General features: G+C 69.7%; 16 protein-coding genes. 7 read left to right on the top strand and 9 right to left on the bottom strand.

Features of this window, described 5'->3' with window-relative positions; translation table 11 throughout:
* Positions 1-386: 386 nt before the first annotated feature.
* The 6 genes from V3T34_RS03695 (at position 387) to V3T34_RS03670 (ending at position 7368) form a co-directional block, all read left to right on the top strand.
* Positions 387-2393: a methyl-accepting chemotaxis protein gene (locus tag V3T34_RS03695; RefSeq protein ID WP_236012980.1), complete on the top strand. Its 2007-nt coding sequence runs from the start codon at positions 387-389 to the stop codon at positions 2391-2393.
* A gap of 250 nt (positions 2394-2643) precedes the next feature.
* Entirely contained in the window at positions 2644-3741 is a 1098-nt protein-coding gene (gene alr, locus V3T34_RS03690) for an alanine racemase (protein ID WP_305078016.1), read from the top strand.
* Between the two features lie 229 nt (positions 3742-3970).
* Positions 3971-5221, top strand: coding sequence for an acyl-CoA dehydrogenase family protein (locus V3T34_RS03685; protein ID WP_305078015.1), 1251 nt, complete (start codon positions 3971-3973; stop codon positions 5219-5221).
* Positions 5222-5398: 177 nt separating this feature from the next.
* Positions 5399-6499: a dimethylsulfone monooxygenase SfnG gene (gene sfnG, locus V3T34_RS03680; protein WP_305078014.1), complete on the top strand. Its 1101-nt coding sequence runs from the start codon at positions 5399-5401 to the stop codon at positions 6497-6499.
* A gap of 92 nt (positions 6500-6591) precedes the next feature.
* Positions 6592-6846 carry a hypothetical protein gene (locus tag V3T34_RS03675; protein WP_305078013.1) on the top strand — a complete coding sequence of 85 codons (255 nt, stop codon included), beginning with the start codon at positions 6592-6594 and terminating at the stop codon, positions 6844-6846.
* A 51-nt stretch (positions 6847-6897) separates the two neighbouring features.
* Entirely contained in the window at positions 6898-7368 is a 471-nt protein-coding gene (locus tag V3T34_RS03670) for an opioid growth factor receptor-related protein (RefSeq protein WP_305078012.1), read from the top strand.
* On the opposite strand, the gene V3T34_RS03665 is transcribed toward V3T34_RS03670, so the two are convergent.
* The 8 genes from V3T34_RS03665 to cyoA all read right to left on the bottom strand — a co-directional run bounded on the left by V3T34_RS03665 (position 7365) and on the right by cyoA (position 15782).
* Positions 7365-8612 carry an acyl-CoA dehydrogenase gene (locus tag V3T34_RS03665; RefSeq protein ID WP_060846482.1) on the bottom strand — a complete coding sequence of 416 codons (1248 nt, stop codon included), beginning with the start codon at positions 8610-8612 and terminating at the stop codon, positions 7365-7367. The genes V3T34_RS03670 and V3T34_RS03665 overlap by 4 nt on opposite strands.
* Positions 8613-8750: 138 nt before the next feature.
* Entirely contained in the window at positions 8751-9287 is a 537-nt protein-coding gene (locus tag V3T34_RS03660; protein ID WP_060846483.1) for a response regulator transcription factor, read from the bottom strand.
* A gap of 1 nt (position 9288) precedes the next feature.
* On the bottom strand, positions 9289-10659 hold the full coding sequence (locus V3T34_RS03655; protein WP_091890514.1) for an ATP-binding protein: 1371 nt from the start codon (positions 10657-10659) through the stop codon (positions 9289-9291).
* A 58-nt stretch (positions 10660-10717) separates the two neighbouring features.
* Positions 10718-11476, bottom strand: coding sequence for an SURF1 family protein (locus V3T34_RS03650; RefSeq protein ID WP_407942664.1), 759 nt, complete (start codon positions 11474-11476; stop codon positions 10718-10720).
* Positions 11473-11868, bottom strand: coding sequence for a cytochrome o ubiquinol oxidase subunit IV (cyoD, locus tag V3T34_RS03645; RefSeq protein ID WP_060846485.1), 396 nt, complete (start codon positions 11866-11868; stop codon positions 11473-11475). The genes V3T34_RS03650 and cyoD overlap by 4 nt, the downstream gene beginning before the upstream one ends.
* Positions 11865-12494, bottom strand: coding sequence for a cytochrome o ubiquinol oxidase subunit III (gene cyoC, locus V3T34_RS03640; protein WP_060846486.1), 630 nt, complete (start codon positions 12492-12494; stop codon positions 11865-11867). The genes cyoD and cyoC overlap by 4 nt, the downstream gene beginning before the upstream one ends.
* 10 nt (positions 12495-12504) lie before the next feature.
* Complete coding sequence (cyoB, locus tag V3T34_RS03635; protein WP_060846487.1) at positions 12505-14550, bottom strand: cytochrome o ubiquinol oxidase subunit I; 2046 nt, start codon at positions 14548-14550, stop codon at positions 12505-12507.
* 131 nt (positions 14551-14681) lie between these two features.
* Positions 14682-15782, bottom strand: coding sequence for a ubiquinol oxidase subunit II (gene cyoA / locus V3T34_RS03630; RefSeq protein WP_091890468.1), 1101 nt, complete (start codon positions 15780-15782; stop codon positions 14682-14684).
* 145 nt (positions 15783-15927) lie between these two features.
* Between cyoA and V3T34_RS03625 the strand changes: the two genes are divergently transcribed.
* Positions 15928-17274 carry an MFS transporter gene (locus V3T34_RS03625; protein WP_305078011.1) on the top strand — a complete coding sequence of 449 codons (1347 nt, stop codon included), beginning with the start codon at positions 15928-15930 and terminating at the stop codon, positions 17272-17274.
* 146 nt (positions 17275-17420) lie between these two features.
* On the opposite strand, the gene V3T34_RS03620 is transcribed toward V3T34_RS03625, so the two are convergent.
* Positions 17421-18263: a chorismate mutase gene (locus V3T34_RS03620; protein WP_305078010.1), complete on the bottom strand. Its 843-nt coding sequence runs from the start codon at positions 18261-18263 to the stop codon at positions 17421-17423.
* Positions 18264-18335 lie beyond the last annotated feature (72 nt).

The raw sequence follows: 18335 nt of genomic DNA, 5'->3' as shown, positions 1-18335 counted from the left end.
TGATCAGCTCGATTCACGCAAGCGACCCGCCCTTAGATCGAAATGCAAAATTTTGAGCAGCATTATCTCTTCGATTATCACTGATGTCTTCTCTCTCTGAGAAATTTTATCAATCTAAAAAACGCCATGGCTCGGACGGCGCGTTGATTCCCATGGGTACAATAACCTGTGATGCTGCCTTGGCCGGATTACGATGAACAAAACAGTCTGTCGATTTATATTTCCAGCGTATTTTCTTGAATGAATCGCCAAATAGAGCATACGGCAACGCATGACGCAAAATCAATCCGCCATGCCGAGAAAAATATCAAGATGTGACAATTTTTCGTAACGAATTTTTATGCTCTGATCTGTCACTGGAAGGTGAGTTTGCTGGGACAGAGAAAATGGCCTTCAACGTAACGGACAGCATTCGCCCGGCCGCGCCCGCAGGCCGCCGATACATCGGCGTCTCCGGCCGCGCCACGGCGATGATCCTGGCGACCGTCTGCGCCGCGTTCGCCGTCGGCTCGACCTACATCTACGTCACGCAAGCCGACGCCCTGCAGCGCGACGTCACCGCCAACATGGCCAAGCTCGGATCGACCGCCTCGCGCAGCGTCGGGAACTGGCTGCGCGGCAAGATCGACCTGACCCAGATGCTCGCCCAGCAGGCCGCGCTCCACGGCATCGATGCCGCCTCCGACCGCGCCCTCGACCTGCCCATCTCGCGCGACAGCTTCCTCATCAGCTACGTCAGCCGCACCGACGGCTTCTTCTCGCAGATGCCCAAAGAGGACCTGCCCCCCGGCTACGACCCGCGCAAGCGCCCCTGGTACCAGGCCGCCGTCGCCGCCAACGGGCCGATCCTCACCGAGCCCTACGGCGCCGCCGCCCGATCCGGCAGCCTGACCATCACCAGCGCCGCCCCGATGCGCGATGCCAACGGCGCCCTGCTCGGCGTCGCGGGCAGCGACTTCGACCTCGGCGCCCTCGCCCGCATGATCAATGCCGTCGACACCGGCGGCACCGGCTACGCCTACCTGGTGTCGCGCGCCGGCAAGATCCTGATCCACCCCCGCGCCGAGCTCAACGGCAAGCCCCTGTCCGACCTGATCACCGGCCCCCTGCCGGCGATCGGCCAGGAGACCGCCGAGACGCGCGAGGGCGAGCGCCCGACCCTGACCGCCTTCGCTCGGGTGCCCGACCTCCCCGCCTCCCTCGACTGGTACGTCGCCCTCTCGGTCGACCGCGCCCACGCCTTCGCCCCCGTCACCCGGCTGGCCACCGCCCTCGCGGCGACCACGATCCTGGTGCTGCTCGTCCTCGCCGTGGTGGTGAGCCGGCTGATGTCGGTCACCGTCGCCCGGCCGTTGAACCGTCTGGTCGCCGTCCTGCAGCGCATGGCCGGCGGCGACGTCGAGGCCCGGATCGACGTGGCGGCGCGCCGCGACGAGATCGGCGCGGTCGGCCGCGCCGTCGAGGCGATTAAGGAGATGGTGGCGCGTACCGCGCGCGAGCAGGCCGAGGTGAAACGGGTCGCCGAGGCGGCGGCGGAGGCCGAGCGCCGGCGCACCATGCTGGCGCTCGCCGACGGGTTCGAGCGGGCGGTCGGGGGAATCGTCGGCATGGTGTCGTCCTCGGCGACCGAGCTGCAGGCCACGGCCCAGGTCATGACCGCGACCGCGTCGCAGACGGCGGCGCAATCGATCAGCGTCGCGGCGGCGGCCGAGCAGGCTTCGGCCAATGTCGGCACGGTGGCGGTCGCCTCGGAAGAACTCGGCACCAGCGTGCAGGAGATCGCCCGCCAGGTGGCGGGCTCGGCCGCGCTGGCGCAGGGCGCGGTGGCGGAGGCCGGCCGGACCTCGCATCTCGTCGGGGAATTGTCGGCGGCGGTGTCGCAGATCGGCGACGTGGTCGAGCTGATCTCGACGATCGCCGGGCAGACCAACCTGCTCGCGCTCAACGCGACGATCGAGGCGGCGCGGGCCGGCGAGGCGGGCCGGGGCTTCGCCGTGGTGGCGGCCGAGGTCAAGGCGCTGGCCAACCAGACCGCCAAGGCGACCGGTGAGATCGCCGGCCACATCCAGCGCATCCAGGGCTCGACCGGCCAGGCGGTGACGGCGATCGACGTGATCGAGGGGCGGATCCGCGAGATCGACGGGGTGGCGTCCTCGATCGCGGCGGCGGTGGAGCAGCAGGGGGCGGCGACGCGGGAGATCGTGCGCAACGTGCACGAGGCGGCGACCGGGGCGGGCGAGGTGACGACGACCATCGCGGGCGTGGCCGGGGCGGCCGAGGAGACCGGCGCGGCGGCGTCCCAGGTCCTGTCGGCCTCCTCGGAGCTGTCGCGTCAGTCCGAGCACCTGTCCGCCGAGGTCGCCCGCTTCCTCGCCACCGTGCGGGCGGCCTGAGCCCGGATCGTACCCCGTCCATCCGGCGCCGCTCGCAGTTGCGGGGCTCATGGCCTCGCCACGCGGGCCGCGTCTGTGGCGTTCGACGACGGACTGGAGTGGCGCCCTGGTGTCCCTGGACCTCTACCGCGGCGTCGGGTTGGCCCTCGGCCATGACGGCCGGGTGCCACCCCGGCCGGGACAGGAGACGGACGGGACATGCGGCACGGCTGCCTTGGCGGCGCGGACGCGCCGGGCTAGACAAGCCGGCATGACCGATCTCCCTCCCCTCGGCCATGGCGGCCGCCTGACGATCGACCTCGCGGCCCTGCGGGCGAACTGGCGCCGCCTCTCGCATGAGGCGCAATGCCCGGAGACGGCGGCGGTCATCAAGGCCGACGCCTATGGCTGCGGGATCGCCGAGGCCGGCCCGGCCCTGTGGCGGGAGGGCTGCCGGACCTTCTTCGTCGCCCACCTGTCGGAGGGCGTGCGTGCGCGAGCCGCCCTGCCGGAGGCCGCGATCTACGTGCTGAACGGCTTTCCCCCGGGCAGCGCGCCCGCCTACCGGGAGGCGGATCTCCGCCCGGTCCTCGGCTCGATCGAGGAGGTCGCCGAGTGGGCGGCGGCGAACCGGGCCGAGGGCACGACCCGCCCGGCGGCGCTCCACGTCGATACCGGCATGAACCGCCTCGGCCTCTCGGTCGCCGAAGGGCTGGCGCTCGCCGGCGATCCGGTGGTGGCACAGGCCGGCATCGACCTCCTGATGAGCCATCTCGTCAGCGCGGAGGTCGAGCACGACCCCCTCACCGACCATCAGGCCGCCGAGTTCGCCCGGGTGCGCGCCGCCTATCCGGGCCTCCGGGCCTCGCTCGCCAACTCGTCGGGCGATTTCCTCGCTTCCTGCCGCGCCGACCTGGCGCGTCCCGGCTACGCGCTCTACGGCGGCAATCCGCGGCCCGGGCACGACAACCCGATGCGGCCGGTGGTGCGGCTCGAGGCCACCATCCTGCAGGTCCGCGAGGTCGCGGCCGGCGAGACCGCCGGCTACAACGCCCGCTGGACCGCCTCCGGGCCGCGCCGCCTCGCCACCCTGTCGCTGGGCTACGCCGACGGCTTTCCCCGCGCCTCGACCGGCCGCGGTGAGGCGGTGGTCGGCGGCGTGCGATGCCCCTTCGTCGGCAACGTCTCGATGGACCTCATCATCCTCGACGTCACCGGTGCACCCGCCGAGGCGGCGGTCCGCTGCGCCCCCGCGACGCTCATCGGCGACGGGCTCGATCTCGACACGGTGGGGCGCCACGCCGGGACCATCGGCTACGAGATCCTGACCGGCCTCGGGCGGCGCTACGCGCGGGTGTATCGGGACTGACATCCGCCGGGTCATCCGGGGGCTCGCCGAGGGCGAGAACCCGGGATGACGCCGAGGGTGTGAGCCGCGTCGAGCGATTGGCAGCACCTTAGAAGACTCGGTACGCCGCCGCCGCGGCCCACGCGTCTCCCCTCTTTCGAAAAGACGGTTTTGCTGAGCGCCGGTTGGCGCTAGGCTCCCGCCCGGGAATGCCGGGGCCGAAGACCCCGGCCACGGGAGGATCGCGGGCATGGACTTCACCCTCTCCGAGCGGCAACGCCACTGGCGCGACCGGGTCCGGGCCTTCATGGACGAGCATGTCCGCCCGGCGGTGCCGGCCTACAAGGCCGAGATGGAGGCGTTCGGCGCCGACCGTTGGCAGCCGGTGCCGGTGATCGAGCGGTTGAAGCCCAAGGCTCGCGAGGCCGGGCTGTGGAACCTCTTCCTGCCGCCCTCCCCCGATCACGACGACGGCGATTTCCGCGGTGCCGGGCTCACCAACCTCGATTACGCGCTCTGCGCCGAGGAGATGGGCAGGATCCAGTGGGCCTCCGAGGTGTTCAACTGCTCGGCGCCCGATACCGGCAACATGGAGGTGCTGCACCGCTACGGCACCAAGGCCCAGAAGGAGCGCTGGCTCACCCCCCTCATGGCCGGCGAGATCCGCTCGGCCTTCCTGATGACCGAGCCGGACGTGGCCTCGTCGGATGCCACCAACATCGAGACCCGCATCCGCCGCGACGGCGACCACTACGTCATCAGCGGCCGCAAGTGGTGGTCGTCGGGCGTCGGCGATCCGCGCTGCGCCGTTGCCATCGTGATGGGCAAGACCGACACCAGCGCCCCCCTGCACCAGCAGCAGTCGCAGATCCTCGTGCCCCTCGACACCCCCGGGATCGAGGTGGTGCGGATGCTGCCGGTCTTCGGCTACGACGACGCGCCGCACGGCCATGCCGAGGTGATCCTCAACGACGTCCGGGTGCCGGCCGAGAATCTTCTGCTCGGCGAGGGCCGCGGCTTCGAGATCGCGCAAGGGCGCCTCGGGCCGGGGCGCATCCACCACTGCATGCGCACCATCGGCGTCGCGGAAGAGGCGCTGGAGAAGATGGCCAAGCGCCTGCTGACCCGCGTCGCCTTCGGCAAGCGCATCGCCGACCATTCGGTCTGGGAGCAGCGCATCGGCGAGGCCCGCACCGACATCGAGATGACCCGCCTCCTCTGCCTCAAGGCGGCCGACATGATGGACAAGGTCGGCAACAAGGGCGCCAAGCTCGAGATCGCGATGATCAAGGTCGCGGCCCCCCGCATGGCCTTGAAGATCATCGACGACGCGATCCAGGCCCATGGCGGCGCCGGCGTCAGCAGCGATGCCGGCCTCGCCTATTCCTACGCCCGCATCCGGACCCTGCGCCTCGCCGACGGGCCCGACGAGGTCCACAACCGCTCGATCGCCCGGCTGGAACTGGCGCAGTACGGCAACCGCGAGCGGCCGAAGGCCTGACGGAAGATCATCCGCACGGAAGCCGCGTTCGAGAGAACGGCTTTCCCGCGCGGACCGCAAAAAAGCACGACGATGCTTTTGACGGCGCGGAAACGGCCTTCGATACTGAAGGTCAACCGCGCCGTTCGACCATGACGGCGCCGGCTCTTCTATAGATCGACGAGCGAGGATCCGCCCATGACGCAGCAAACCCCCGAGCCGATTCGCTTTGCCTACTGGGTGCCGAACGTCTCCGGCGGTCTCGTCGTCAGCAAGATCCCCCAGCGCACGGGCTGGGACGGCGACTACAACCGCGAGCTGGCGCGCATCGCCGAGACGGCCGGCTTCGACTACGCCCTGACCCAGATCCGCTTCACCGCCGGCTACGGCGCCGAGTATCAGCACGAATCGGTCGCCTTCAGCCACGCGCTGCTCGCCGCCACGGACAAGCTGAAGGTGATCGCCGCGATCCTGCCCGGGCCGTGGAACCCGACGATCGCGGCAAAGCAGATCGCCACGATCTCGCAGCTCACCCACGGGCGCATCTCGGTCAACATCGTCAGCGGCTGGTTCTCGGGCGAGTTCCGGGCGATCGGCGAGCCGTGGCTCGACCACGACGAGCGCTACCGCCGCTCGGAGGAATTCATCCGGGCCCTGCGGGGGATCTGGACCGAGGACAACTTCACCTTCCGGGGCGATTTCTACCGATACAGCAACTACACCCTGAAGCCGAAACCGGCCGAGCCGCTGCCCGAGATCTTCCAGGGGGGCTCCTCGCGGGCGGCGCGGGACATGGCGGCCCGGGTCTCCGACTGGTACTTCACCAACGGCAACACGCCCGACAAGATCCGCGCCCAGGTCGACGACATCCGCCACAAGGCCGGCGCCGAGGGACGCAGCGTGAAGGTCGGCGTCAATGCCTTCGTGATCGCCCGCGACACCGAAGAGGAGGCCCGTGCCGTCCTGCAGGACATCATCGACCAGGCCGACCCGGACGCCGTGCGCGCCTTCGGCCACGAGGCGAAGAATGCCGGCGCCGCCTCGCCCGAGCGCGAGGGCAATTGGGCGAACTCCACCTTCGAGGACCTGGTCCAGTACAACGACGGCTTCCGCACCAACCTGATCGGCACGCCCGACCAGATCGCCGAGCGCATCCTGGCGCTCAAGGAGGCCGGCGCCGACCTGGCGCTGCTCGGCTTCCTGCACTTCCAGGAGGAGGTGAAGTATTTCGGCGACGAGGTGATTCCGCGGGTGCGGGCCCTGGAGGCGGCGCGGGCCGAGCGCAAGGAAGCCGCTTGAGCGGTCTCCCCGGCGCAACGATGAAGCGCAATTTAATCGACCCGCCGCGCGGGTGAACCGATCATCGGGCCGTTCCGCACGGCGGCCCGGTGATGATCGACCTTCGCTCCAGCACGACCCTGCTCCTCCTCGCGCTCGCGGTGATGCCCGCTTCGGCCATGCCGGGGGCGGAGCGGGCGCGTGCGCTGACCGAGCCGGTCTATGTCCGGCCGATCTACGGGGCCTACCGGCAATGCGGCGGCGCCTGCCTCAAGAGCGGCAGCCTGTCGTGGTTCTGCGGGGCGCGCCAACACTGCAGCCTCGATTGCGCGACCGCGCCGCCTGTGCGCCGCTGCGCCTCGCCTTAGATCGAAATGACGAGGCGAGAGGGCCCGGCAAGGCAGCGGGAGGCGCAAGGCATGACCGAGGCGGATGCAGGTCCGATCCACGCCTTCCTCGCCGGCCGCGGCCGCGATGGGAGCGGGCGCCGCCTCGCCGGGGTGCTGGCCTTCGACGACGCCCGGATCGAGGGCGTGCACGACTTCATCCAGTGGCTGTTTCCGCTCGATGCGCCGAGCCGGGCGGTGCCGGGGGCCCCGGTGCTCGGGCCCGCGGAGGCGGCGGCGATCCGGGCCGACCCGGCGGCGCAGGCCGGGCTCCTCGCCGCCCGAGACCGGATGCTGCGCTTCTACGCCGGGACGACGGGCTGGCGGCGGGCTTTCGACCACAACCACCTGCGCATCACCCGCATCCTTACGGCGCTGCGCGACCTCGCGGGGATCGACGAGGCGCGGGGCTTCCACGAGGCCGTCCTCGGCTTCATCGCGGAGGCAGGCTCCCCGGTGAACCCGGAGAGCCTGGACTATTGGCGACGGGCGGTCGACGACTAGAAGAACGCCTGCAGCCCGGTCTGCGCCCGGCCCAGGATCAGGGCGTGGACGTCGTGGGTGCCCTCGTAGGTGTTGACCGTCTCGAGGTTCTGGGCGTGGCGCATCACGTGGTATTCGCCCATGATGCCGTTGCCGCCGTGCATGTCGCGCGCCTCGCGGGCAATGGCGAGCGCCTTGCCGCAATTGTTGCGCTTGACCAGCGAGATCATCTCGGGCGCCATCCGGCCCTCGTCGAACAGCCGACCCACCCTCAAGCTCCCCTGAAGACCGAGCGCGATCTCGGTCTGCATGTCGGCGAGCTTCTTCTGCACCAGCTGGGTCTGGGCGAGCGGCCGGTCGAACTGCTTGCGGTCGAGGGTGTATTGCCGCGCGCGGTGCCAGCAATCCTCGGCCGCGCCGAGCGCGCCCCAGGAGATGCCGTAGCGGGCCCGGTTGAGGCAGCCGAACGGCCCCTTGAGCCCCGAGACGTTGGGCAGCAGCGCCGATTCCGGCACCTCGACGCCGTCCATCACGATCTCGCCGGTGACCGAGGCGCGCAACGAGAGCTTGCCCTTGATCTTGGGCGCCGAGAGACCCTTCATCCCCTTCTCGAGGATGAAGCCGCGGATCTGGTTGTCGTGGGACGGCGACTTCGCCCAGACCACGAACACGTCGGCGATGGGGGAGTTGGAGATCCAGGTCTTGGCGCCCGACAGGCGGTAGCCGCCGTCGATCTTCTCGGCCCGGGTTTTCATGCCGGCCGGGTCGGAGCCGGCATCCGGCTCGGTCAGGCCGAAGCAGCCGACGAACTCGCCCGAGGCGAGCTTCGGCAGGTACTTCTTCCGCTGCGTCTCGTCGCCGTAGGCATAGATCGGGTACATGACGAGCGAGGATTGCACGCTCATCATCGAGCGGTAGCCGGAATCGATCCGCTCCACCTCGCGGGCGACGAGGCCGTAGGCGACGTACGACGCGCCGGCGCAGCCGTACTCCTCCGGCAGGGTGACGCCGAGAAGCCCGAGCTCGCCCATGGCGTTGAACAGCGAGCGGTCGGTCTTCTCCTCGGCATAGGCCTCGACGATGCCGGGCAGCAGGCGCTCCTGCGCGAAGCTGCGGGCGGAATCGCGGATCAGGCGCTCGTCGTCGGTGAGCTGGTCGTCGAGCAGGAAGGGGTCGTCCCACCGGAACGCGCCGCGGGTGCCTTCATGGGGCTTCGCCGGGCTGAGGTTGGTCTGGGTCGCGACCGCGGCGGACGGGGGGTTCATGGCGTCTCCTCCTTGCATTTCGGGCTGGACGTTACCGCGGGTGCGCCGCCTTCGCCAGGATGCGAAACCGCATTCCGCACGGCCCAGCCATGCAGGCAGCCCAAGGCCGCGTAAGCTGGCGGCCCGGGACGGGACGGGTCACTTCACCTGCTGCTTGTCGAGCTTGCGGGCCAGCGTGCGCCGGTGCATCCCGAGCCGCCGGGCGGTCTCCGAGATGTTGAAGTCGGTCTCGACCAGGGTCTGGTGGATGCGCTCCCATTCGAGCGTCTTGATCGAGGTCGGCCGGCCGTCGAGGGAGACGTCGACGTCTCCCGCCGCCTTGGAGAACGCCGCCTCGATGTCGTCGGTGTTGGCGGGCTTCGCCAGGTAGTGGCAGGCGCCGAGCTTGATCGCCTCGACGGCGGTGGCGATGCTGGCATAGCCCGTGAGCACCACCGTGAGGATCTCCGGATCGTGGTCGTGCAGCGCCTTGACGCAGGCCAGGCCCGATTCGCCGTTGAGCTTCAGATCGACGACCGCGTAGGTCGGCGTGCGCTCGGCGAGCAGGGCCTCGAGGGGTGCGAGGCCTGGCAGGCTCACCACCGTGTAGCCGCGGCGCTCGAACGAGCGGGTCAGGGTGGCGGCGAAGCGGTCGTCGTCCTCGACGATGACGAGCAGGCGGTCCTCGTCGGCCATCTCACACCGTCAGGCTCGCGAGCGGCAGGCTGATGGTCACGACGGCGCCTCCATAGCTGCGGTTGCGGGCCTCCACCGTGCCGCCGAGCTTGCGCACGACGTTGACGACGAGGAACAGCCCGAGCCCGCCGCCGAGGCGGCCCTTGCTCGATGTATAGGGCTGGCCGAGGCGCGCCAGCATCTCGGGCGCGAAACCCGGGCCGCGGTCGGTGACCGAGAGCCGCAGGGTGTCGCCGTCGCGCAGGAGCACCAGCTCGACGAAGGTCGGCGACATGTCGAGGGCGTTGTCGAGGACGTTGAACAGCACCTGCTTGAGGGCGGTGTCGGAGACGATCTCCTGGTCGTCGCCGAACTCGTCGCGGACCTGGAGGCAGAAGCAGGAGCGCATCCGGCGCCAGTCGCCGGCGAGCTCGGTGACGAAGCCCCGCACGGTGGTGAGGTGCGGCGCCTCCCCCCGGGCGGCCCCGGCGGCGAGCAGGATGCCGGTGACGATCGCCTTGCAGCGCCCGACCGCCTCCTGCATCTCCTCGATCTCGCGGGCGATGTCGGGCGAGGCGGTGAGCTCAGGCATCCGGCGCCAGTCGCCGAGGATGACCGAGAGCGAGGAGAGCGGCGTGCCGAGCTCGTGCGCGGCGCCCGAGGCCAGGAGCCCCATGCGGACGATGTGGTCCTCTTCCGCCGCGCGCTGGCGCAGATCGGCCAGACGGGCATCCTGCCGGCGCAGGTTGCGCGAGACCCGGGTGACGAACACCGCGATCAGGGCCGCGTCGATGACGAAGCTCACCAGCATCCCGACGAGGTAGAGCCGGAACAGCTCGGTCTCGCCCTCGCCCTGCGGCAGCACCAGCGGCCGGTAGGCCAGCATCAGCACGCCGAGCGCCGCGGTGGTGAGCGCCACGAGGCCGATCGTCGCCCGGCTGCTCAGCAGCACCGCCGCCAGGGTGAGCTGGAGCAGGAACAGCGACGTGAACGGGTTGGTGGCGCCGCCGCTGAGCGAGAGCTGCGCCGTGAGCGCGGCGACGTCGAGGAGGAGCGCGACGAACAGCGTCGCCTCGGTGACGCGGCCGCCGCGGGCGATCCAGGCGAGGCTCACGAGGTTGAGGAGCACGAGGCCGGCCAGCACCACCGCCATCGCCCCGAGCGGCAGGGCGATGCCGAGGCCCGCTTGCGCCACCGCGATGGTGACGACCTGGCCCGCCACCGCGATCCAGCGCAGCTGCACCAGGAGCAGCAGGTTCTGCCGGCCGCCATCCTGGTCGTCGTCGGACGGCTCCGCCTCGCCGAGGCCCGCGAGCGAGCCGATGCCGAGGTGCCGGGCGGCCGCGATCAGGGTGGCGCGGGCGGTGCGGCGGAGTTCCGCCCAGTCGGTCATGGCTGTCCCGTTCGCCCGCGCGCCCGACATCGACTTCATCACCCGGAAGACACCCGCCTCACCGCTCGCGCAGCAGCCGAAAGACCGCATATCCCGCCATCAGGGCGAGGCCAAACCACGTCAGCGCGTAGATCAGGTGGTGATTGCGAAACGTCACCACGGTCAGGCCGCCGACCGGCTCGCCCGGCCGGTTGCCGGATGCGTCGGCGTCGATGAAGTAGGGCGCCACGTCCCCGAGACCCTTGGCGGCGGCGATCGCGGCGACGTCGCGCGAGTACCAGCGGTCGTGGGCGGGGTCGTTGCTGCGCAGGAAGCCGCCGCCGGGCTCGGGAAGTCGCAGGAGCCCGGCGACCGTCACGGTCCCCTCCCCGTCCCCGGCCGGCGCGCTCCGGTCGGGCGGCACCGCACGCCAGTCGGGCGGCACGAAACCGCGATTGACCAGGATCGTGTCGCCGGCGGGCGTGACGAGCGGCACGAGCAGCCAGGAGCCGGCGCCCTTCTCGGTCAGGGCCGTGGTGCGCACGGCGCGGTCGGACAGGAAGCGGCCGGTCGCCGTCACCCGCCGATACTCGTCGGCGTCGCGGGTGATTCGTGGCCAGTCGGCGCGGCCCGGCGCCGGAACCGGGGGGGCGGCGAGCCGTGCCTCGACGCGGGCGATGAGGTCGAGCTTCCAGGCCCGGCGCTCGACCTGCCAGATGCCGAGGGCGACGAACAGGGCCGTCGCCAGGAGGCAGAGCGCGACAAGCAGGAGGCGCTTGGACCGGGGCGGCGCGGCCGCCCCGGCAGGGTTCGCGAGGTCGCCGTCGGCCACCGTCACGGCATGTTGCGCATGTCGCCCGGCGACATCGGCATCATGTTGGTGTTGAGGTGGTACATCACCCAGAGCGAGCCCGAGAGCGCGATCACCACGAGCACGACCGTGAAGATCAGCGCCATCATGGTCCAGCCGCCTTCCGACCGCGCGTTCATGTGCAGGAAGTAGACCATGTGGACTACGATCTGCGCCACCGCGAAGGCCATGATGACGAGCGAGGTGACGCGGGAGTCCGAAAAGACCTCCGCCATCACCAGCCAGAACGGGATCGCCGTCAGGATCACCGACAGGACGAAGCCGGTGATGTATTCCCGCCGGCTGCCGTGGCCGGCCTCGTGATGGTCGTGGACGACCTCGACGTGCACGTTGTCGGAGACGGGAGCGCGGGCGCTCATTTCAGGGACCCCATCAGGTAGACGAAGGTGAAGACGCCGATCCAGATCACGTCGAGGAAGTGCCAGAACATGCTCAGGCACATCAGGCGGCGGCGGTTGGCCGGGATCAGGCCGCGCTGGTGCACCTGCACCATCAGCGTCACGAGCCAGATCAACCCGAAGGTGACGTGGACGCCGTGCGTTCCGACCAGGGTGAAGAACGAGGACAGGAAGGCACTGCGCTGGGGCGTGGCGCCCTCGTGGATCAGGTGGGCGAACTCGTAGAGCTCGAGGCCGATGAAGCAGAGGCCGAAGGCGCCCGTGACCGCGAGCCAGCGCTGGGTCATGCGCTGGTCGCCCTTCTCCATCTCCAGCATGGCGAAGCCGTAGGTGATGGAGGAGAACAAGAGCATGGAGGTGTTCACCGCCACGAGCTTGAGGTCGAACAGGTCCGCGCCGGACGGCCCCGCCGCGTAGTTCCGTCCGAGCACGCCGTACGTCGCGAACAGGATCGCGAAGATCAGGCAGTCGCTCATCAGGTAGAGCCAGAACCCGAGCATGGTCCCGCCCTCGGCGTGACCGTGCTCGTCGGCGACGTAGAAGTGCAGCTCGCCGTCGTCCGCTGCGGCCGTGTGTGAGTGTGCCATGGCGGGGTCCTCAGGCTCCGACGGGGGTGGCGGCCGGGGCGGTGGCGAGCGCGCGGGTGCGCTCGTCCTCGCTCCGCGTCACCTCGTCGGCGGGAATGTAGTAGTCGCGGTCGTAGTTGAAGGTGTGGGTGATGGCGGCCGCGATCACGCCGACGAAGGTGAGCGCCGCGAGCCACCAGACGTGCCACACCATGGCGACGCCGAATACGGTGGCGATGGCCGAGATGATGAGGCCCGCGCCGGTGTTCTTGGGCATGTGGATGGCCTTGTAGCCCTCCAGCGGACGCTTGTAGCCGCGGCTCTTCATGTCCCACCAGGCGTCGCCGTCATGCACCATCGGCGTGAAGGCGAAGTTGTAGGCCGGCGGCGGCGAGGAGGTCGCCCATTCCAGGGTGCGGCCGCCCCACGGGTCGCCGGTGACGTCGCGCAGCTGCTCGCGCCGCAGGATGCTGACGGCGAACTGGACCAGCATCGCGCCGATGCCGCAGGCGACGAGCGCCGCTCCGAAGGCCGCGATGACGAAGAGCGGCTGGTACTCCGTGCCCGAGAACGAGCTCATGCGCCGGGTCACGCCCATCAGGCCGAGGATGTAGAGCGGCGTGAAGGCGACCCAGAAGCCGACGACCCAGCACCAGAACGAGACCTTGCCCCAGAACGGGTCGAGGCGGAAGCCGAAGGCCTTCGGCCACCAGTAGTAGATGCCGGCGAAGAGGCCGAACAGCACGCCGCCGATGATCACGTTGTGGAAGTGCGCGACCAGGAACAGCGAGTTGTGCAGCACGAAGTCGGCCGGGGGTACGGCGAGCAGTACGCCGGTCATGCCGCCGACGACGAAGGTCAGCATGAAGGCGACCGTCCACATCATCGGTAGATCGAAGCGGATCCGGCCGCGATACATCGTGAACAGCCAGTTGAAGATCTTCGCGCCGGTCGGGATCGAGATGATCATCGTGGTGATGCCGAAGAACGAGTTGACGCTCGCCCCCGACCCCATGGTGAAGAAGTGGTGCAGCCAGACCAGGTAGGACAGGATGGTGATGACGACCGTGGCGTAGACCATCGAGGCGTAGCCGAACAGGCGCTTGCCCGAGAAGGTCGAGGTCACCTCGGAGAAGATGCCGAAGGCCGGCAGCACCAGGATGTAGACCTCGGGGTGACCCCAGATCCAGATCAGGTTCACGTACATCATCGGGTTGCCGCCGAGATCGTTCGTGAAGAAGTTGGTGCCGACGTAGCGGTCGAGGGTGAGCAGCGCCAGCACCGCGCCGAGCACCGGGAAGGAGGCGACGATCAGGATGTTGGTGCAGAGCGAGGTCCAGGTGAAGACCGGCATCTTCATCATCGACATGCCCGGCGCCCGCATCTTGACGATGGTGGCGATCAGGTTGACGCCCGACAACGTCGTGCCGACACCCGCGATCTGCAGCGCCCAGATGTAGTAGTCGACGCCGGTACTCGGCGAGTAGGCGATGTTCGACAGCGGCGGATAGGCGAGCCAGCCGGTGGCCGCGAACTCGCCGACGAACAGCGACATCATCGTGAGCACGACGCCGCCGGCGGTCATCCAGAAGCTGAAGTTGTTGAGGAACGGGAAGGCGACGTCGCGGGCGCCGATCTGCAGCGGCACCACGAAGTTCATCAGCCCGGTGACCAGCGGCATCGCCACGAAGAAGATCATGATCACGCCGTGGGCGGTGAAGATCTGGTCGTAGTGGTGCGGCGGCAGGAAGCCCTCGGCGCCGCCATGCGCGATCGCCTGCTGCGAGCGCATCAGCACCGCGTCGGCAAAGCCGCGCAGCAGCATGACGAGCCCGAGGACCATGTACATGATCCCGATCTTCTTGTGGTCGACGCTGGTCAGCCAGTCGCGCCACAGCGGGCCCCAGAGCCGGTAGCGGGTCAGGAGGCCGACGACGGCGAGGCCGCCGACCGCCACCGCCAGGAAGGTCACCACCACGATCGGCTCGTGGAGCGGCAGGGATTCGAGGGTGAAGCGGCCGAACAGCAGCCGCCACCAGTGCGGGTAGGCTTCGATCGGATTGTGCTCGGAGTTCATGGTTCAGCCTGGAGTGCAGGTAGCGTCGTCGGGGGTCCGGGCCGGCGGACCCGCGCGGGGCGGTTCCGGGAGGCGCGTCGTTCCCGCGTCAGTGTCGCCGCCGGACCGGTGACCGGTCCGGCGGAAGCGGCTCAGTTCAGGCGCGGCGTCGCGTTGGCGGCGGCCGTCTTGGCGTTGCCGAGGCCGTAGGCGTCGGCCGGGGTGCAGAGCGCGGTGACGAAGGTCGCCTGCTGGGTCGCCCCGGTGCCACGGCGCACCGCCTTGTCGTAGGTCAGGCTCATCACGCTGTGCAGGCCCTCGCGGCCGCCGCCGCCGCGGGCGTCGATCGCCGCCATGTCGTGCATGCACATCTTGGCGCGGTCGACGCACATGTTGAGGATCGCGTCGTAGAGATCGGCGTCGACGGTCTTGTAGTAGCGCACCGGCTCCTTCTCGCTCGGGCGCTCGAGCTTCAGGTAGTCGGCCCGGTTCAGGCCGCCGCCGTCCTGCTTGACCTTGGCGACCCAGGCGCTGAACGCACCCTCGTCGAGGCCCTTGAAGGTGAAGCGCATGTGCGAGAACCCGGCGCCGCTGTAGTTGGCCGAGAAGCCCTCGTAGTCGCCGGTCTTGTTGATCACGGCGTTGAGCCGCGTCTGCATGCCCGGCATGGCGTAGATCTGGCCGGCGAGCGCCGGGATGAACAGCGAGTTCATCACCGACGAGGAGGTGATGCGGAACTCGATCGGCCGGTCGACGGGCGCGGCGACCTCGTTGAGCGAGGCGATGCCCTGCTCGGGGTAGAGGAACAGCCACTTCCAGTCGAGGGCGACGACCTGGACCACCAGGGGCTTGCCCGAGACCATCGGATCGCCGACGCTCGACACGATCGGCTTCGACGCGCTGATGCGGCTGACCGGCCGGTAGGGGTCGAGCAGGTGGGTGCCGAGCCAGGTCAGCGCGCCGAGCGCGATGATGATCAGGAGCGGCGCCGACCAGATCACCACCTCGAGCCCGGTCGAGTGATGGAAATCGGGATCGTAGACCGCCTTCTTGTTGCCCTCGCGGTAGTGCCAGGCGAAGGCGACCGTGAGCGCCATCACCGGAACGATGATGAGGAGCATCAGCACCGTGGAGGCGATCAGCAGGTTACGCTGTTGCAGCGCCACGTCGCCGGACGGCGAGAGCAGCACCATATTGCATCCTCCGGTGAGGAGGATGAACGGAAGTACGAGGAGGAGGCGCAAGTGTTTCACGGGCAGCCCGGACGATCAGCTTTCGGCTCCTGTCCTGTACGCCGACCGCGGCCCCCGCGGGATTGGACGTTTTGTCCAGGCCCCCAAACGGCCGGTTCTCCTCTAAGGAAGAGACCTTCGTAGAGTGACGGAGCAGGATTCCGATATGGCCACGATCTCGGCGGACGCTGCCGCCGCCTCCTCCTCCAAGCCGGAACGGGACGCCCGCCTGGCCTCGTCGGAGCCCGGCCACGTCGCCCCCGGCGAGATCGCCCTCGGGGTCATCATCGGCCGCACCTCCGAGTTCTTCGACTTCTTCGTGTTCGGCCTCGCCTGCGTGCTGGTGTTCCCGCGCCTCGTGTTCCCGTGGGCCGACGCGGTGACCGGCACGCTCTATTCCTTCGGGCTGTTCGCCCTCGCCTTCGTGGCCCGCCCGATCGGCTCGGTGCTGTTCATGGCGATCGACCGGCGCTACGGCCGGGCCACCAAGCTCACCATCGCGCTGTTCCTGCTCGGCCTCTCGACCTGCCTCATCGCCTTCCTGCCGGGCTACGAGACCATCGGCCACTGGTCGGCGGTGCTGCTCGGGCTGTGCCGCATCGGCCAGGGACTGGCGCTCGGCGGCGCCTGGGACGGGCTCGCCTCGCTGCTGGCGCTCAACGCCCCCAAGACCCGCCGCGGCTGGTACGCGATGCTGCCGCAGCTCGGCGCGCCCGTCGGCTTCATGCTGGCGAGCGGGCTGTTCGCGTTCTTCCAGCTCCAGCTGTCGGACGCCGACTTCATGGGCTTCGGCTGGCGCTACCCGTTCTTCGTCGCCTTCACGATCAACGTCGTGGCCTTGTTCGCGCGCCTTCGCCTCGTCGCGACGGAAGAGTTCCGCCGCCTGCTCGAGGCCGACGAGCTCGAGCCCGAGCCGGTCGTCGAGACGGTGCGGGCGAGCGGCCGCAACATCCTGGTCGGCGCCTTCGTGCCGCTGGCCTGCTACGCCCTGTTCCACCTCGTCACGGTATTTCCGGTCAGCTGGATCAACCTGTTCACCGGCCGCTCGGTCGGCGAGTTCCTGATGGTGCAGTTTGCCGGCGCCGTCATCTGCACGATGACCATCATCATGTCGGGCCTGATCGCCGACCAGATCGGCCGGCGCTCGACCATCGCGCTCGCCGCCGCCCTGATCGGCCTGTTCGCGCTGGGCAGCATCATCGCCCCGCTGCTCTTCGGCGACAGCATGCCCGGGCAGACGATCTTCGTCGTCGTCGGCTTCGCGCTGCTCGGCCTCGCCTACGGCCAGAGCTCGGGCGCCATCGCGGAGAACTTCGGCACCAAGTACCGCTACACCGGCTCGGCCCTGACCTCGGACCTCGCCTGGCTCGTCGGTGCCGGCTTCGCGCCGCTCGTCGCGCTCTACGCCTCGAGCCACCTCGGGCTGCCGTGGGTCGGCGTCTACCTGCTCTCGGGTGCGGTCTGCACGCTCGGCGCGCTCGGCCTCAACCGGCGGCTCGGGGTGTCGGCCTAGAACCTCTCCTCTCCCCCCTGTGGGGGGAGGGGTCGTGGGGATCGAAGATCCCGCGTGGGGGTGGTGCAGGAGGCACCACCGAGCTCTATTCGGCACCACCCCCACCCCTGTCCCTCCCCACAGGGGGGAAGGGAAGTGCCACATCCTCAGGCGGCCCCCACCCGGAACCGCGCCGCGTGGCTGCCGATCTCCTCGAAGGCGCCAGGCGTCGCCCCGGCCTTCGCGAGCGCCGCCTGCGCCTCCTCCGGGCTCACGTGCCCGGGCAGCGCCAGGAGCTGGCTCAGGCCCCCGCTGACGCCGGCGCTCGCCACCACCTCGCCCCCGAGCGCCTCGACGGCCTCCATCGCCTCGTCGCGCCAGCGCTCGAACCGGGCGGCGTAGAGCACCCAGTCGCGCTGGGCCGCACTCGGGTCGTCGAGGGGCTTGGCGACGCAGAAGACCGGAGTGCCGGCCGGGTGGCCGGGCCGCTCGATGAAGGGCAGCCGGGCGATCACCTTCGGGCGCCCCGGTCCCGCGAGCTGGCGCCACCAGGCCCCGGCGGTCACGCCCTGGTCGAGGCGAAAGACCCCGAGATCGCCTCGCGAGGCGGCGACCGCCGCGATGACCGCCGCCGCACTCGGATGGGGCCGGTACGGCACCGTGAAGCCGAAATGGAACCGGGCCGAATCGCGCATCGGCGCGTCGCCGCCCGAGACGTCGGCATGAACCGCGAACGGCGCCTGCACGTAGGTGAAGGTCGCGATGATGACGCGCCAGATCCCCTCCACGGTATCGAGCGGCAGGAGCCCCTGGTGGCGCTCGGCGATCATGCGCATCATCGAGGCCTCGCGGCCGGGCCGGAAGGCCGAGCCGGAGGCGGAGGTCTTCTTGACGGCGATCAGCCGGTCGATGATCCGGCCGCGCTCCATCAGGAGGTCGTGCATCGCCGAATCGATGCGGTCGATGTCGGCCCGGAGGGCGGCGAGGTCGGTGGGCGGGGGCGACGTCATGGCTTAGCGGGATGAGGCGGCAGGAAGATCCGTCTTACGACCGCCGCCGCCCGCGGACCAGGGCCGGCATCG

The organism is Methylobacterium ajmalii, from assembly GCF_036448855.1.
GTDB classification, from domain to species: domain Bacteria; phylum Pseudomonadota; class Alphaproteobacteria; order Rhizobiales; family Beijerinckiaceae; genus Methylobacterium; species Methylobacterium ajmalii.
This window is presented reverse-complemented; position numbering and strand designations above follow the sequence as displayed.

Excerpts from the sequence above, each read along its gene's own strand:
- V3T34_RS03695 (WP_236012980.1), top strand. The coding sequence starts at position 387 with ATGGCCTTCAACGTAACGGACAGCATTCGCCCGGCCGCGCCCGCAGGC.
- alr (WP_305078016.1), top strand. The coding sequence starts at position 2,644 with ATGACCGATCTCCCTCCCCTCGGCCATGGCGGCCGCCTGACGATCGAC.
- V3T34_RS03685 (WP_305078015.1), top strand. The coding sequence starts at position 3,971 with ATGGACTTCACCCTCTCCGAGCGGCAACGCCACTGGCGCGACCGGGTC.
- sfnG (WP_305078014.1), top strand. The coding sequence starts at position 5,399 with ATGACGCAGCAAACCCCCGAGCCGATTCGCTTTGCCTACTGGGTGCCG.
- V3T34_RS03675 (WP_305078013.1), top strand. The coding sequence starts at position 6,592 with ATGATCGACCTTCGCTCCAGCACGACCCTGCTCCTCCTCGCGCTCGCG.
- V3T34_RS03670 (WP_305078012.1), top strand. The coding sequence starts at position 6,898 with ATGACCGAGGCGGATGCAGGTCCGATCCACGCCTTCCTCGCCGGCCGC.
- V3T34_RS03665 (WP_060846482.1), bottom strand. The coding sequence starts at position 8,612 with ATGAACCCCCCGTCCGCCGCGGTCGCGACCCAGACCAACCTCAGCCCG.
- V3T34_RS03660 (WP_060846483.1), bottom strand. The coding sequence starts at position 9,287 with ATGGCCGACGAGGACCGCCTGCTCGTCATCGTCGAGGACGACGACCGC.
- V3T34_RS03655 (WP_091890514.1), bottom strand. The coding sequence starts at position 10,659 with ATGACCGACTGGGCGGAACTCCGCCGCACCGCCCGCGCCACCCTGATC.
- cyoD (WP_060846485.1), bottom strand. The coding sequence starts at position 11,868 with ATGAGCGCCCGCGCTCCCGTCTCCGACAACGTGCACGTCGAGGTCGTC.
- cyoC (WP_060846486.1), bottom strand. The coding sequence starts at position 12,494 with ATGGCACACTCACACACGGCCGCAGCGGACGACGGCGAGCTGCACTTC.
- cyoB (WP_060846487.1), bottom strand. The coding sequence starts at position 14,550 with ATGAACTCCGAGCACAATCCGATCGAAGCCTACCCGCACTGGTGGCGG.
- V3T34_RS03625 (WP_305078011.1), top strand. The coding sequence starts at position 15,928 with ATGGCCACGATCTCGGCGGACGCTGCCGCCGCCTCCTCCTCCAAGCCG.
- V3T34_RS03620 (WP_305078010.1), bottom strand. The coding sequence starts at position 18,263 with ATGACGTCGCCCCCGCCCACCGACCTCGCCGCCCTCCGGGCCGACATC.